Source organism: Acinetobacter sp. CFCC 11171 (genome assembly GCF_003268405.1).
Taxonomy (GTDB): domain Bacteria; phylum Pseudomonadota; class Gammaproteobacteria; order Pseudomonadales; family Moraxellaceae; genus Acinetobacter; species Acinetobacter amyesii.
In genome coordinates, this window is record NZ_LQXP01000018.1 from 1 (window position 1) to 15752 (window position 15752).

Below are 15752 nucleotides of genomic sequence, written 5' to 3' on the forward strand. Positions count from 1 at the left end.
TGTCGTGTCGCTTATATCTCTGACCTGAAGGACAGAGTTTTACCCTCCATTTGATAAAAAAACACCTGAACAGTGTTCAGGTGTTGGGAAAGGGACTTAAGAGATCGTCGAATGATTAGCCATTCTTAATGCGAATGATGCGATCGGTACGATCATTGACTAGCACGTAGTCACCATTGATTTTGTACCATTGTTGATAACGACCGGTGTTCGGTAAGCGGCGCGCTTCACGGTCACTCACTTTGTAGCGGCTTGAATCGAAATAACGAGGAAAGCTTTGACCAACACGCCAATCGCGGCTTGGATTTACACGACGAAAGTCATTACGGTCGTAGCGATTATTGTCATAACGGTTGTTGTTATTCCAATTACTCGGACGGTGATCTTTGTCCCAACGGTTGTCTTGATGTTGGTATGACGGATGGTAACGGCGGTCATCTTGACGATGGTCTGGCGCAGCAATGGCTGCTGTTGTTGCCATCAAAGCCGATACTGAAAGAACTAAAGTCGATACGATTTTGTTCATGGGACACCTCTATACATTTCTAATCTGTTTTTCGATGATTCAAAATTAGCGAGAAAGTTCAGAGAAAGCGTGGGGGCAATATAGTTGAATTGTGAAATGTATGGAGGAAATTTGAAGGCGTGTAAATGATCTGAACGCTAGGCAGCATCAGCTTTTGCGGTTAAACATTAAAAAAAACTCATAAAAAAAGCCCAGAGTTGATCTGGACTTTAAAAATATGGCGAAATTAAATTCAAAACGGCTTACATACCTAAAATTTTCAGAATACTGTTACTATCTGAGTTGACCAATATGTAGTCATTATTGATTTTATACCATTGCTGATTACGCGATGGTTTAGGTAAGTTATGGTCTTTATAATCGACTTTATAACCATTACCACGATAATGCTGTGGCATCACATAGCCCGTTTGCCATTTATGTTGTTGCAAACGTTTGACTCCACGTTGTTCACGCATACGGCGTCGATCTTCAAGATCGTCATCGTCCTGATAACCACGGAAATCACGATCTTTTTTCATTTGACCATATGCATTGCCGCGTGGGCCATCAAAGCCACGTTCATCGTTCTTGAAGTGAGGCGCTGCAGACGTGATGCTGCTTGCTATTAAAGCACTGAAAGAAATAGCCAAAATTGGCAAAATCTTTTTCATGTTCAACCCTCATGAGTAATTTATCTTCAATATCACTACTGTACGCATTAAATGCAGAGAAACTGTGAAGAAAGATGAATATTTCTTTAAATAAAACGAAGAGATTGCGGATATTATGCGATAAATTTCGCGCTGAGAACAATCTTTCCATCTTGGAAGAGATGGTCCGATAATGCGCGCTTTTTATCCTTGCAATTCAGCTTTGATTAAATTTGAGGTCTATTGTAAGCACGATCAAAACAGCCCATCAAGTCTTGACAGGCAAATGAGGGGAGAGATGAAAGACTGAAAATGTTGAGTAACTTCGGGTTTCAGTACCACTGCTCGTTTAGGCATTGGAGTGAATAAATTGCTTGAGCCACAGATTCAGCTTGCTCGGCATCGTCCATTGCAGAGATCAAATTTTCAGTCAGTTGTAAGTTTTCAATTGAACGAATGGTTTCAATTTTGCGTGTTTGATCAGCCATTTGGGTCTCCTTGCCGTCGGTCTATGTCATGGCCAGCAGTCTATGCTTTTATACTTAATTTGAAAAACCGAATATTATTATAAAAATAATTTAAAAATACGATCAATGGAAAGTTGGGTAATGAAGCTGTCTATTGATCAAAGCTTGTTGAATTTCAAATGCTAATCTAAGGGTTTAAAAAAAGGGCATCAAATGGCCCTTTTTAAACATGAATTTTTCACTTGGAACACACTTAGTATGCGTATTTCAGGTCAGTATAATCCGTTAATGATTTTTGAATATGAGCTTGAATAAATTCATTAATATCTTCAGGTGTCATTGCTGCACCTTGTTTGGTAATCACATGCTCAAACGGTGCTTGATCTTGCGCAATGATGCGATAAACAAAGTTAGTGATCACTTGAAAGCCTGCTTCTTGCTTTTGAATGCAAGTGACATAGAAATAGGCATGCTCAAAGTTTAAGTCAGTATGCGAAAAAATAAATTGTTCAAATAATTTTGCATTTTGACCGACATCTAAGCCTTTTAAATCGTCCACGATACTCGGGTCGAATTTCATGCCATATTTTGCTGAAATCGGTTGACCATCGACCAGTAGGTTAACCATGCCATCCTCAGTTGGAGTCACTGTAATATTGCTAAAGTCAGACATGTATCAATCCAATGTTTTTAAAGAATGCCCCAAGTATCGGCAAATTTGCTAAAAACTCAAGTCGACTTTCGCGTGGTCACTGCAAAATCATTCGGTTAATGATGCGTTGTAAAGATTCAAGACATAAAAAAAGGAAGCGCGATCTTCCTTTTTAAATTGGGTTTTCACCCTATTCATCTTGGGCATCTATGCTGGCACCGGTTAAATGCAAGCTGTCGTCACCCATTAAATATAAATATGCAGGCATGATGCTTTCAGGCGTAGGCAAAGTTTTTGGATCTTCGTCTGGATAAGCTTTTGCACGCATGGCAGTACGTGTCGCACCAGGGTTAATACAGTTAAAACGAATATTGGGGTGTTCATTTTCTTTAGCGAACAATGTGCTTACGGCTTCAATGGCAATTTTTGAAACCGAGTACGCGCCCCAACGTTCACGGGCTTCACGTCCCACACCCGAACTGGCAAAGACCACTGAGGCATGCTCAGATTTTTGTAGTAGTGGCATCAGCTCTTGAGTCAGTACAAAGGGCGCGCGAAGGTTCACCGCCATGACATCATCCCATACATCCACAGGATAATGTTCTAGTTCAGTTCGCTCACCCAAAATCCCAGCATTATGCAAAATGCCGTCTAGGCGACCAAATTGCTTTTCTAAGGTATTGACCAACAGCTCATAATCACGAGGAGAGGCACTAGACAGTTGTAGCGGTAAAATCGCCGGTTGGGGGGCACCCAAGCCTTCAATTTCATCGTAAATCACTTCTAGTTTATTCAGTGTGCGTCCATGTAAGACCACGGTTGCGCCATGTAAGGCATAACTGAGGGCAGCCGCACGGCCAATACCATCGCCCGCACCTGTAATCAGGATAATGCGATCTTTGAGCAGATCGGGGCGAGGTTGATATTCTGAATATTTCATCCGTACCTCCTCGTTTTATTGTGTTGTGTTCTATCGTTATAAAGTCGCTGTGTTTAGCGTTTTCGGTTTGATGACCAAATCATGAATGACTTCATGCAATTCAGCAACAGTCTTCACTATACAATCTGCATGCCAAGCTGTTAAGTCATCTTTGTGTTGTAAAGGTAAATAGCCATAAGCCGCAAGAATTGTGTACATCTGCGCATTACGACCGGCATCGATATCACGTGGATGATCACCGACATAGATACAGTCTTGAGCATCTAGATGAATGTGCTTGGCTGCTAAATACATCGGCTCTGGGTCTGGCTTGGTTTTACTGACATCGTCTGGGCAAACCAATACCGAGCAGCGCTCAGTCAAATTCAACGCTTTGAGCAACGCTTCACTGAGTGAACGCGGCTTATTGGTGACAATACCCCACGGAATTTGATACTGTTCAAGTTCATCGAGTAGCGGATACATGCCTTCAAACAGATCGGTATCAACTGCAATATCAGCACCATACAGATCTAGAAAGCGTTGACGATGTGCCAGAAAGACAGGATCTTCAACGTCTAACTCTGGATAGACCAGTTTGACCATCGCACGCGCGCCTTCAGATACTTGTACACGAATGTCTTCTGCACTGACCACCGCAATGCCTTTGTCACGGCACATGTCTTGAATAATACGAATAAAATCAGCCGCGGTATCAATCAGTGTACCGTCAAGATCAAAGAGTACAGCTTTCATTAGGCTTCTTTCACCGTATGAACCATGTAGTTCACATCCACATTCGGTGCGAGCCAATAGCGTTTGGTGATTGGGTTATAATGTAAACCCGTCATATCTTTGAGTTTTAACTGGGCTTGACGAATATCATGAGCTAATTCTGAAGGCTTAATAAACTTCGAATAATCATGTGTGCCTTTCGCCAACATGCGTAAAACATATTCCGCACCAATAATCGCAAACAAATAGGCTTTAGGATTACGGTTAATGGTCGAGAAGAACACATGTCCACCCGGTTTTACCAGCTTTTGACAGGCTAAAATGATTGATGCTGGATCGGGTACGTGTTCGAGCATTTCCATACAGGTAACGACGTCATATTGACCGGCTTGTTCTTCTGCCAATTGCTCTACAGGCACTTGGCGATATTCAATATTTTGCACATTTTCTTGTTCGGCATGTAGGCGTGCAACATTCAATGGCGCTTCACCCATGTCGATACCCAATACTTGCGCACCGCGACGTGCCATGCTTTCAGCTAAAATACCGCCGCCACAGCCCACATCTAATACTTTCTTGCCAGTGATGCCATTTGAATGCTCATCAATCCAGTTCAAACGCAGAGGATTAATCATGTGCAAAGGGCGGAACTCAGAATGCTGATCCCACCATATGGCTGCGAAAGCTTCAAATTTGGCAATTTCTTGTGGATCAACATTCAATTGCGACATCGGTTGCACCTCAATCAAGTCTTTATATTTTAGAAAAAAGTTAATGGGAGTTAGTGTAGCGCGTCCTGAAAAAAAAGCGATAAAAGCCTTAAAAAAGTTCACAGAATGAAAACGAAATCGACAGATTTGATTTATAGTGTTGCCATAAACTAATCATAATGATTTTGAGGACGATAAGTTCAATGAAAAAATTCCTTTTAGGCACGATTACAACAGCTATTTTGGCTTTTTCTGGCAGTGCGATGGCAGCACAATTTGTCGCGGGGACTGATTACACGGTTATTCCAAAACCGATTAAAGTCGAACGTCCGGGTAAAATCGAAGTTCGTGAGTTCTTTTGGTATGGTTGCCCACATTGCTTTACATTAGAACCACATATGCAAACGTGGTTAAAGCAATTGCCTAAAGACGTTCGTTTTGTGCGTACACCTGCAGCAATGAATCCACTTTGGGAACAAGGCGCACGTGCTTACTATGCATCGGAAGCACTGGGCGTTCGTCAAAAAGCACATTTACAATTGTTCCATGACATTCATGTGGGTCAAAAAAATATCTTAGAACAAGGCGCATTTGCTAAGTTCTACACCCGTTATGGTGTTCCTGAAGCGAAATTTAACAGCACATTTAAATCATTTGCTGTGTCTTCAAAAATTGCTCAAGCGAAAAGCTTAGCGGCTCAATATCAATTGAGCGGCGTGCCTGCGATTACCGTCAATGGTAAATACATCGTACAAGGTGAAGATGCACGTACCGTTGAAATCGTGAAATTCCTTGTTGATAAAGAACGCAAAGCGAAATAACAGATGTCATAAAAAAGCCGCACTCGATGCGGCTTTTTTTATGACGGTACATTTTGCGTTTTATGGCGATAAATTTTGTGGATCAGAGATTTGAGCCAAAGATCGATCCCAATGTAAGATGCCACGAAATAAGAGCTGAACTTGAGTCTGAGCTTGGCGGCGAAATTGTTGTAGCGCATCCGTACGTTGTGGAAGGTCAATATGTCGATGTAAGTCAATCCACTGCATGGCCCAACTTAAGGCCAATTCAAACAAAATTTGTCCCAATACTTTGAGGTCTTGTTCGGATTGAATATGTTGAGTCGCTTCAACTTGAGCCAGTGCATGGGCCAAATCGGTACTGAGAAAATTAAACTCACGAGTAATGGCTTGTCTTAAGAATGCTGAACCACCCCAACGTTCAGCAATAAGAAACATCCATGCCTCAGGAAATTGCTCAACGGCATGAAATAAATAATCCAGACTTTGTCGTGTGCGTGCATCTGGTGCTTGAAAGCATTGCTGACTCAGTTGATTGAGGACATTTCGAAGGTGCAGGGCCATTTGGTCGACCAGTTCCAAACCGAGTTCGTCCATGTCCTGAAAATGGCGATAAAACGCAGCAGGAACCAAGCCGACATGACGGGAAATTTCGCGTAAGCTCAGACTACTGAAAGAACGGCCCGTAGTACTTAATGCAAGCGCTGCATCAAGGATGGCTTTACGACTTTGTTGCTTACGTTCTTCCCGTATCGACATGCAATTCGTCCTGAATTTTGCGTGGCTTCAGTCTAACAAATTTCCTGATGTCGTACGATGGGCCTATCAAAACTTGGATGAATGGATTTTGTAAATGCATACGAATGCGTCCCGAATCTAGCTGTACCTTCTGTTATAATGTGCCGCAATCAATTTTGTCAGATTAAGGACTCATTATGCGTATCGACCAACGAGCATTAGATCAATTACGTGAAGTAAAAATTACCCGTAACTACACACGTTATGCGGAAGGTTCTGTATTGGTTGAATTTGGTCATACAAAAGTTCTTTGTACTGCAAGTGTAGACAACTCAGTGCCACGTTTCCTTAAAGGGAAAGGTCAAGGCTGGGTAACTGCGGAATACGGCATGCTTCCACGTTCTACACATACCCGTAGTGACCGTGAAGCAGCACGTGGTAAACAAAGTGGTCGTACACAAGAAATCCAACGTTTGATCGGTCGTAGCTTACGTGCCATGGTTGATTTGAAAAAATTGGGTGAAAATACAATTAGCATCGACTGTGATGTGATTCAAGCAGATGGCGGTACACGCACAGCATCAATCACAGGTGCAGCTGTTGCTTTGGTCGATGCGATGAATGTCTTGCTTGAAAATAAAAAAATCAAACAAGATCCGCTTAAAGGCTTAGTTGCAGCTGTTTCTGTAGGTATGTATCAAGATGAAGCATTACTTGATCTTTGCTATGAAGAAGATTCAAACTGCCAAACTGACTTAAATGTGGTCATGACACAAGCAGGTGAGTTCATTGAACTTCAAGGCACAGCTGAAGACAAACCATTTACGCGTGCACAGTGTAATGAAATGCTTGAATTGGCTGAAAAAGGCATTCAAGAGTTAATTAAGAAACAACAAGAAGCTCTGGGTTGGTAAGTTGTTTGATTCAGTTTAAACTGAATAAAGAACGCATCTTCGGATGCGTTTTTTTATGCGCTGAATATAGAAAATCCAACAAGAATCGGCTATTAAGTAGCGTGTCTTTGACTCAAATTAATAGGATCAGAATGCTTTGAAGGACTAAAAATGAAAAATTGGATGATGTATTTTTCTTTATTCAGCGTATTTTTGATCAGTGGTTGTGATTTTTTGGGGAATCAGGATCAAGAGCGTGAAGGTGGTCGTTTATCTGAACAAAGTGAAAACTCAAAAGATCAGGACGATGATCAAGATGAGCGCGAGCAGGATGAAGACGATGCAGAGCATGAAAAGGACTCTGAACACGAAGATGAAGCTGAACGAGCTAAACAACAGAAAGATGATGATTAAATCATGCTAGAGGTTAAGCATCATAAAGGGTGCAACAGCACCCTTTATTTATGTTTAGAGTAAGTCTAGAGCGTTAGGCATTAAAGCGCATCGATAAATCAATCGCTGTGACATCTTTGGTGAGTACACCCATCGAAATATAATCGACCCCTGTCGTTGCCACTTCACGTAAATTTGCAATAGTGATATTGCCTGAGGCTTCAAGTTTGCAGCGACCATTCACATGTTTAACGGCATCAATCATTTGTTGCTGACTAAAGTTATCCAACATCACAATATCCGCACCTGCTTCTAACGCTTGGTTGAGTTCATCCCAAGTTTCGACTTCAACTTCCACAGGTTTGCCCGGTGCAATCTGGTGTGCTTTGGCAATCGCTTGTTGGATGCCACCTGCTGCCATGATGTGATTTTCTTTAATTAAAAACGCATCAAATAAACCTAAGCGATGGTTTTGACCACCTCCGACAGCAACCGCATATTTTTGTGCAATACGTAGGCCTGGCAAGGTTTTACGGGTATCGAGTAGACGAGTATGCAAACCTTCAAGCTGCTGGACATAGGCAGCGGTTTTGGTCGCTACTGCAGATAAGGTTTGTACAAAATTTAAGGCTGGACGCTCAACCGTCAGTAAGCTACGCGCAGAACCTGCGAGTTTTAAAAAGGCTTCGCCTGCGGCCACACGGTCACCGTCATTTTTCAACCAAGTGACTTGGACAGCGGCATCATAAGCCTGAATGAGTGCATTGACCCAAGGCTGACCCGCCAAGATCATCTCTTCACGGCTGATAATCGTTGCAGTTGCTTGTTCATCTTCTGGAGTTAACAGGGCTGTAATATCGCCTTCGCCAATATCTTCTTGTAGTGCGTGTTGAATATTGATTTGGATTGATTGTTCAAGCAAAGATTGCGATATGCTCATAAGAAGTTCCGTATCTTTTTAACCCAGGAAAATGTGCGCGTTATATTAGCATTGTTCATGAAAAATGAGCGATTTTTAACTCCTTTCACAGACTTGAATTGAGATTTCAATGTGAAAGTTTTAGCATTAAACCTTTCAAGTAGGGCTCGGCGTTTTGATCTGCAGCATTGCAGGCCGGCTTAGACACAGGATTTTTTTATGTCACAAGCAACAACATTTCAGGTGCAGGATGGGCAATTGCTAGGTGCGCGTCAAATTCCATCACCGAATTTTAACCAGCGTCCTGAAGATACCGAAATTCAGCTTGTCGTCATTCATAATATTAGTTTGCCACCTTCTCAGTTTGGAGGTGGTTATATCGAACAATTTTTCCAAAATCAGTTGGATTGGTCGAAACATCCTTATTTTCAAACCATTGAAGGGATGCAAGTATCGACACATTTATTGATTCTGCGTACGGGTGAAGTCCTACAGTTTGTCAATTTTAATGATCGGGCTTGGCATGCAGGTCGTTCAACCTATTTAGCACAAAAAGAATGTAATGATTATTCGATAGGTATCGAACTCGAAGGAAGTGATGATTTACCTTTTGAAGCTGCACAATATGCTGTGCTGACCGAGGTCGTGGCGTGTTTACAACAGGCTTATCCTAAAATTCAACAACATATTGCAGGGCATTCAGATATTGCACCGGGACGTAAAACTGATCCGGGTCCATTTTTTGAGTGGAACGCTTTTCGTCAACAGCTACATCATTTTAAAAACAAATAAACAATACATACTGCGTTTAATAAACCAATGAAATTCCTTGACGAGTTTCATTACAATAGGCGCACTTTCAAAAGTGAGAAATACCGATGGCGCTTTGGCGTTCGACAGTCATTGTCAGTGCAATGACTATGTTGTCCCGTGTATTGGGACTGGTACGGGATATTGTCCTGTTAAATGTATTTGGTGCAGGTAAAGACTTCGATACCTTCGTGGTTGCCTTTCGTATTCCTAACTTTTTTAGGCGCTTATTCGCAGAAGGGGCATTTTCACAAGCCTTTATTCCTGTATTGACTGAATATAAAACCAGTCGAACCCATGCCGAAGTCCAGATTCTGATTAGCCGTGTTTTTGGCTGTTTAGGTCTGGTGATGACTAGTTTGACGTTCATCGCAATGGTGGCGGCACCCGCGATTATTTATATCTATGCACCGGGTTTCCATGGTGATGCAGACAAGTTTGCGTTAGCTACCGATATGTTCCGCCTAACGATTCCTTACTTACTGTTTATGTCCTTAACGGCATTTGCCAGCAGTATTTTGAATAGTTATGGCTCATTCAGTACACCTGCGTTCGCTCCAGTGTTACTTAATGTCGCGATGATTGCCGGTGCGCTATGGTTAACCCCTTATATGGCCGAGCCAATTATGGCTTTAGGTTGGTCTGTTGTCGCTGCAGGCTTCTTACAATTGGCGATTCAGATTCCAGAGCTATGGCGTAAAAAATTACTGATTCCACCGAAAGTTGACTTCAAACATGAAGGTGTTGATCGCATCATGAAGTTGATGCTGCCAGCGCTGTTTGGTGTCTCAGTGACGCAGATCAACCTACTGTTGAACACCATTTGGGCGTCTTTCATGCAAGATGGTTCAGTATCATGGCTGTATAGTGCTGAACGTATGACCGAGCTGCCTTTAGGTTTGATTGGGGTGGCCATTGGTACCGTGATTTTACCGTCATTGTCTGCACGCCATGCTGAACAGGATCAGGACAAATTCCGCCGTATGATTGATTGGGCGGCTAAAGTCATTATCTTGGTGGGTGTGCCTGCCAGTATTGCGCTGTTCATGCTTTCGACACCTATTATTCAGGCCTTATTTGAACGTGGTCAATTTAGCTTTGAAGATACACAAATGACTGCATTAGCATTGCAATGTATGAGTGCTGGTGTGATTTCATTCATGCTCATCAAAGTGTTTGCACCAGGGTTTTATGCGCAGCAAGATACAAAAACTCCAGTACGTGTAGGTTTAATGGCGGTCGCAGCCAATGCTATTCTTAACGTGGTGTTTATTGGGTTCTTTAAACTGATTGATTGGCATGCTGAGCATATGGCTTTGGCATTGGCATCATCGGGTTCCGCTTTAGTAAATGCAGGGATGCTGTATTTTTATTTACATAAGCGCAATATTTTCCGTTTTGGTGCGCATTGGAAAAAATTGGTGATTCAGTTTGCGATTGCCAATGCTGTGATGATTGCTGCACTGTGGTATGGCTTAACATGGTACAACGGTGATGTATCTGCGTGGATGCGTGTCGCGGAAGTGATCATCTTATGTGTGATTGGCATTGCTGCTTATGGGATTGCTTTAATTGCAACCGGCTTTAGACCTCGTCACTTAAAACCTTAAAGCTAAAACCTACAGCGTAATGCGTTTGACGTTGATGTAAAAAATAAGAGCCCATAGGCTCTTATTTTTTTGATTGAGACTCAAGATGATAAAAACATAGGTTTCTGATTCATGAGTCTGAGGGGAGTAATTTGTAGTTTAAAACGACATTGAATCAGTCACTCAGTCGCCTAAACTTTTCCTCGAGAGAGGAAACCAACAATTGCGAGAATGACTGCAATAACCAAAAGAATAACAGCAAAGTCTTTGGATAAGCCTGCAACACCACCAAAACCTAGCAGACTCGCAATCAATGCAATTACAGCGAAAATAATAGCCCAGCGGAACATAGTTTTATCTCCATGTGATTTTTTATTCTGTCTCATCAGTATAGGAGTCACAGAAAGCATGCTATGTATTCTTTTGTTTATTTAATGTTCAATATTCGGTAACTTAAACAAGGAATTTATGTGCGGGTTCAGTTAATATGCCTGCCACCTTCGTTGCGAGCGAGAAGATGACCGATACTCTACGCCCACATTTTTGGAAAAAGCATGCTTTGACTGAACTCACTCATTTGGAGTGGGAGTCCCTCTGTGATGGTTGCGGGCTGTGTTGTTTAATCAAGCTTGAAGATGAAGATACGCAAGAGGTGGCATACACCAAAGTGGCATGCAAACTTTTAGATTGTGAAACTGCCAGTTGTTCCGATTATCCAAATCGCAAATCACATGTTGCAGACTGCATACAGCTGACACCTGAACAAATTCACCAATTTCATTGGCTACCGCCGAGCTGTGCTTATCGTAGAATTTTTGAAGGTAAAGATTTACCGCGTTGGCATCATCTCGTGACGGGAAGTCGTGACAGTATTTTGAAGGCACGAAAGTCTGCCGCAGGGCGTTGCATCAGTGAAGAAGACGTCAACCCTGATGATATTGAAGATTATATTGTGCGTTGGGTACGCTAAAGGACATAGATACGCTCTATCTTGGGGCTAGAGTTGATCTTGTATCATGGCCAGAAAGTCTTGTTCTGACAGAACCTGAAAACCATGCTGTTTGAGGAGTGCTGTGGTTACTCCATAGCCTTCAATTTTTGTACGCGTAAAGGTGCCATCATAAATATAATGACTGCCGCACGACGGGCTACGATCTTTTAAGACCACCACATCAACCTTATGCAATTGGGCCAATTCCAATATGCGGTGGGCACCCGCGATAAATTCAGCACTGACATCTGTGCCCAAGACATCTTTGACTTGGGCTGTACCATTGAGCACATCAGTGGCTTGACCATTTTGAATTTCTGCAGGAAAACGTGGACAGCTAAGGCCGCCCATCATTTCTGGGCAGGCCGTAATGACTTGGTGAGTCTGCATCAGTTGGCAAATTGCTTGTTGTGTATTTGATTTGGCATCATAACGAACGGGTTGGCCTGCCAGACAGGCACTGACTAAATACTTCAGTGTCATCGTGTCTTGCTCCACAAGTTTTAGTGACTCAAAAGTTCCATCGCATGGTCATAACTGAGCGGACGATAAAAGTAAAAACCTTGTCCAGTATGACAATTACATTCTTTTAAGGTATCGACCTGTTCCGGTTTCTCTATACCTTCGACTAATATATTCAGGGAAACACTCGCACCAATTTGGGTAATCGCTTTGACAATGGCAAGTGCTGAACAGTCGGTATGCATGCGTTCCACAAAATTACGGTCTATCTTAATACAGTCGACAGGGTAATTACTCAAACGTGTTAATGATGAATGACCTGTACCAAAATCATCTAGAGAAATGTGTATGCCATGCTCTTTTAATAAATGGAGAGCGCGAATCACATAATTTGAGCCACGTTCTGACAGGCTTTGCTCGGTAATTTCGACCTCAATAATATCTGGTGATATACCAAACTGCTTTAAGCGATTTAGTAGTTTTTCCGCATAATCATCACGTAAAAATTCGACAGGTGCAGCATTTATTGAAATCGGTAGCGGTTGCAGTCCAAGTTCAATCCATTTTTGAATATCTTGAAAGATTTTAATTTGCATTGTTTCACTAATGCGTGAAGCCAATTCATAATCTTGAAATGCAGCAAAAATTTGAGAAGGTAATTGTAATTGTTGGTCTTTATCATACCAACGTAACAAGGCTTCAAAGCCGATAACTTGACTGTCAGAAAGACGAACTTTGGGCTGATAAAACGGAATAATTTGATTGGACTTAATCAAGCTGCGTGCAAGCGTTAATTGGCGAGTAGTATTTTCAAGGGTTTTTAACATAGTATGGTTGAACATTCGTATACCACCACGACCACTGCTTTTTAAATCATTTAGCGCAATATCAGCACATTTAAGTAAATTGGAGGTATTTTGTGCATCGCGTGGGTAGATCGCACAGCCAATACTCATACCAATATTGATACTTTGCCCATTATAGAAAATGGGCATGTCCATTTGCTGACAGGCGATGCTGGCAAAATTCTGTAATTGTTGTTGCGATTTTAAATTTGGAATAGAAATGGCAAATTCATCGCCACCTAAACGTGAAACTACAATATTTGTATCAAAACATTGCTGAAAATGCTGCCCAAGGGTATGCAGTAAATGGTCTCCTGCACTATGACCTAAGGTGTCGTTAATATGCTTAAAATAATCTAGATCGATTAATAACAAACCCAGTTGTTGCTGATGTTCTCGCGCCACTTTTAATTGGCTTTTAAATACTCGACTAAACGCACGGCGGTTTAATAAACCTGTTAAATCATCTTGTTCAATGATGCGTTGAAGTTTATTTTCTGCAAGTCGCTGTATCGTAATATCACGTGATACACAGAGGATTTCTTTGACTTGGCCATATTCGTTGAATACTGGGCTGAGCATATTATCCCAATAAGCCAAGGGTTCATCTGCTACTTGGCTCATGCCGACAAAGCGAGATATTTTACCTTCTTTGGCTTCGGCAAAAGCATTCAAACACGCGTCACGGACTTCTTCAGGCAGTAATTTATGCCAAGACATACCAAACTCAGTTTCAGTTAGAGGTACGCCCAGAGCTAAACATCCCGCGCGTTCATATGCAGAACTTGACCGTCTAGACTTAATAATTTTATACAGTCGACACTAGCATCTAACATTTGATTACGACTATTCAGTTTTTCTCGTAATTCAGCGAATTGATTATCTTGTAATTGTATATTCTTGGCTTGGGGCATTTTTTGAAATAAATTTATAGGTAGATCAATGCCTTGTTGAACTTGAACGATTCGCTTTTGCTTTGTTGATTGCTTCATACAATCTGTCCAATTGGGTCAGGCAAGTCTAAAATGGGATATCTTGCCGATGATACTTTAATTTGATCAATAAGGGCTAGGATGTCTTGTTACATTATAGTTAACATTCGCCTAAGCTTTTTTACATGCAAGATACTTAAATAACGACATTAAACCACCCTCCTAAATTGAATACCGAATAAAGCAAAGATTCTGCCAAGGCAGTGTTAGAATAGAAAAAACGTCCCCAATTGCCGGAAACGAAATAATAAGATGTCAGACAGCCAAATTCCTCTTCCTGAACGCATGCGTCCTCATGATTTATCTCAAATTATTGGACAAGATCACCTTTTGGGTGAAGATGCACCGTTACGCCAGATGATTGACCAAGGGCATTTGCCATCGATTATTTTTTGGGGACCTCCGGGTGTAGGTAAAACCACGATTGCATTGTTGTTGGCGCAGGCTGTTGACCGACCATTTATTAGTTTATCTGCGCTCAATACTGGGGTGAAAGAGTTACGTGAAATCATCGCCGATGGTGGAGATTTATTGACACCTGTGGTGTTTATTGATGAAATTCATCGTTTTAATAAGTCACAACAAGATGCATTACTGAATGCAGTTGAAAAGGGCAAAATTACCCTGATTGGTGCAACCACAGAAAACCCTTCATTTGAAGTTAATAATGCCTTATTGTCGCGTTGTCAGGTCTATACCTTAAATGCTCTGGATAATGACGCAATTCAGCGCTTATTGGATCAAGCGATTCAGCAAGATTCGTTTTTAAAAGAGCGTTATATTCAAATCGAAGAATATGAAGCTTTATTTCAATTTGCCGCAGGTGATGCTCGTAAAGCATTAAATCTTTTAGATTTAATCGCCAGTACGTTTGAGCCAGACTTAGAAAATATCATTAACAATGCGGTGGTGGTCAAAGTTGCGCAGCAAAATATTGCACGCTATGACAAATCGGGCGAACAGCATTATGATTTAGTTTCGGCTTTTATTAAGTCGATTCGAGGCAGTGATCCAGATGCCGCTTTGTATTGGATGGCTCGAATGCTCAAAGGTGGTGAAGATCCTGTTTTTATTGCCCGTCGTATGTTGATTGCGGCATCTGAAGATATTGGCAACTCAAATCCAAATGCTTTACTGTTGGCTGGAGAATGTTTCCGATCTGTGCAGGCAATTGGTATGCCTGAGTGTCGAATCATTTTGGGGCAATGTGCGGTGTATTTGGCAACCAGTGCTAAAAGTAACAGCACTTATTTGGCCATCAACAAAGCCTTAGATTTGGCAGAAAAAACCTCGAATCTACCTGTGCCACTACATTTGAGAAATGCACCAACCAAATTGATGAAAGAGCAAGGCTATGGCGTGGACTATTTATATCCACATAATTATCCTGAGCATTTTGTCATGCAGGATTATATGCCGCCTGAACTGAAAGGCACTAAGCTGTATGAGTCTGCACGTAATAAACGTGAAGTTGAAGGTGAGCGTTTGCAGCAACGACGTTGGATGCAACAACAGCAACAATGATTTGAATGATCATAATGGCAAGGCGCTTCGGCGCCCTTTTTTATGTCTATTTCATGCAAAAAAAGCCCAACTCAAGGCGAGCTGGGCTGAAAAAATAGGATGTCTTTGGGGAGATACATCCTAGAGGGTAGATGGAAAATCTGGTCGGTATACAC

The 15752-nt window shown here is 41.8% G+C and carries 18 protein-coding genes and 1 pseudogene; 7 read left to right on the plus strand and 12 right to left on the minus strand.

The annotated features are described in order from the left end of the window. Positions 1–115 precede the first annotated feature (115 nt). The 7 genes from AVJ20_RS09915 to ubiG form a co-directional block, all read right to left on the minus strand. On the minus strand, positions 116–526 hold the full coding sequence (locus AVJ20_RS09915) for an RcnB family protein (protein WP_111885092.1): 411 nt from the start codon (positions 524–526) through the stop codon (positions 116–118). Between the two features lie 242 nt (positions 527–768). Next, positions 769–1179, minus strand: a complete 411-nt coding sequence (locus AVJ20_RS09920) for an RcnB family protein (protein ID WP_078193274.1) — start codon at positions 1177–1179, stop codon at positions 769–771. A gap of 311 nt (positions 1180–1490) precedes the next feature. Continuing rightward, positions 1491–1646: a hypothetical protein gene (locus AVJ20_RS18430; RefSeq protein ID WP_168379727.1), complete on the minus strand. Its 156-nt coding sequence runs from the start codon at positions 1644–1646 to the stop codon at positions 1491–1493. 232 nt (positions 1647–1878) lie between these two features. Further along, positions 1879–2298, minus strand: a complete 420-nt coding sequence (locus tag AVJ20_RS09925; RefSeq protein WP_111885093.1) for a hypothetical protein — start codon at positions 2296–2298, stop codon at positions 1879–1881. Positions 2299–2467: 169 nt separating this feature from the next. Continuing rightward, entirely contained in the window at positions 2468–3217 is a 750-nt protein-coding gene (locus AVJ20_RS09930) for a YciK family oxidoreductase (RefSeq protein ID WP_111885094.1), read from the minus strand. Between the two features lie 36 nt (positions 3218–3253). Continuing rightward, positions 3254–3952 carry an HAD family hydrolase gene (locus AVJ20_RS09935; RefSeq protein WP_111885095.1) on the minus strand — a complete coding sequence of 233 codons (699 nt, stop codon included), beginning with the start codon at positions 3950–3952 and terminating at the stop codon, positions 3254–3256. Further along, entirely contained in the window at positions 3952–4662 is a 711-nt protein-coding gene (gene ubiG / locus AVJ20_RS09940; protein ID WP_111885096.1) for a bifunctional 2-polyprenyl-6-hydroxyphenol methylase/3-demethylubiquinol 3-O-methyltransferase UbiG, read from the minus strand. Before ubiG ends, AVJ20_RS09935 begins: the two co-directional genes overlap by 1 nt. 182 nt (positions 4663–4844) lie before the next feature. On the opposite strand from ubiG, the gene AVJ20_RS09945 reads away from it, so the two are divergent. After that, positions 4845–5462: a thiol:disulfide interchange protein DsbA/DsbL gene (locus AVJ20_RS09945; RefSeq protein WP_111885097.1), complete on the plus strand. Its 618-nt coding sequence runs from the start codon at positions 4845–4847 to the stop codon at positions 5460–5462. 60 nt (positions 5463–5522) lie between these two features. Here AVJ20_RS09945 and AVJ20_RS09950 read toward each other — a convergent pair whose 3' ends face one another. Beyond that, entirely contained in the window at positions 5523–6200 is a 678-nt protein-coding gene (locus AVJ20_RS09950; protein ID WP_111885098.1) for a TetR family transcriptional regulator, read from the minus strand. A gap of 176 nt (positions 6201–6376) precedes the next feature. Here AVJ20_RS09950 and rph point away from each other — a divergent pair, with 176 nt between their 5' ends. After that, entirely contained in the window at positions 6377–7093 is a 717-nt protein-coding gene (gene rph, locus AVJ20_RS09955) for a ribonuclease PH (RefSeq protein WP_111885099.1), read from the plus strand. Positions 7094–7243: 150 nt separating this feature from the next. Continuing rightward, a complete protein-coding gene (locus tag AVJ20_RS09960; protein ID WP_111885100.1) occupies positions 7244–7486 on the plus strand; it encodes a hypothetical protein in 243 nt (80 codons plus the stop codon). A gap of 73 nt (positions 7487–7559) precedes the next feature. On the opposite strand, the gene nadC is transcribed toward AVJ20_RS09960, so the two are convergent. Next, on the minus strand, positions 7560–8405 hold the full coding sequence (nadC, locus tag AVJ20_RS09965; RefSeq protein WP_111885101.1) for a carboxylating nicotinate-nucleotide diphosphorylase: 846 nt from the start codon (positions 8403–8405) through the stop codon (positions 7560–7562). A gap of 198 nt (positions 8406–8603) precedes the next feature. Between nadC and ampD the strand changes: the two genes are divergently transcribed. Continuing rightward, complete coding sequence (ampD, locus tag AVJ20_RS09970; protein WP_078190631.1) at positions 8604–9176, plus strand: 1,6-anhydro-N-acetylmuramyl-L-alanine amidase AmpD; 573 nt, start codon at positions 8604–8606, stop codon at positions 9174–9176. A gap of 86 nt (positions 9177–9262) precedes the next feature. Next, positions 9263–10804 carry a murein biosynthesis integral membrane protein MurJ gene (gene murJ / locus AVJ20_RS09975; RefSeq protein ID WP_111885102.1) on the plus strand — a complete coding sequence of 514 codons (1542 nt, stop codon included), beginning with the start codon at positions 9263–9265 and terminating at the stop codon, positions 10802–10804. Between the two features lie 170 nt (positions 10805–10974). Here murJ and AVJ20_RS09980 read toward each other — a convergent pair whose 3' ends face one another. Further along, the gene (locus AVJ20_RS09980; RefSeq protein ID WP_005006601.1) at positions 10975–11133 is read right to left on the minus strand and encodes a DUF1328 domain-containing protein; all 159 of its coding nucleotides are present in this window, start codon (positions 11131–11133) and stop codon (positions 10975–10977) included. 167 nt (positions 11134–11300) lie between these two features. On the opposite strand from AVJ20_RS09980, the gene AVJ20_RS09985 reads away from it, so the two are divergent. Continuing rightward, positions 11301–11753 (plus strand): YcgN family cysteine cluster protein, encoded by a 453-nt coding sequence (locus AVJ20_RS09985; RefSeq protein ID WP_111885135.1) that lies wholly within the window; start codon positions 11301–11303, stop codon positions 11751–11753. A 27-nt stretch (positions 11754–11780) separates the two neighbouring features. Here the strand turns inward: AVJ20_RS09985 and AVJ20_RS09990 are convergent, their stop codons facing one another. Together AVJ20_RS09990 and AVJ20_RS09995 are read right to left on the minus strand one after the other, a co-directional pair. Further along, positions 11781–12257 (minus strand): DUF523 domain-containing protein, encoded by a 477-nt coding sequence (locus tag AVJ20_RS09990; protein WP_111885103.1) that lies wholly within the window; start codon positions 12255–12257, stop codon positions 11781–11783. Between the two features lie 20 nt (positions 12258–12277). Next, a pseudogene (locus tag AVJ20_RS09995) lies at positions 12278–13950 on the minus strand (EAL domain-containing protein); the annotation flags it as partial. 375 nt (positions 13951–14325) lie between these two features. Here AVJ20_RS09995 and AVJ20_RS10000 point away from each other — a divergent pair. After that, complete coding sequence (locus tag AVJ20_RS10000; protein WP_111885104.1) at positions 14326–15597, plus strand: replication-associated recombination protein A; 1272 nt, start codon at positions 14326–14328, stop codon at positions 15595–15597. Positions 15598–15752 lie beyond the last annotated feature (155 nt).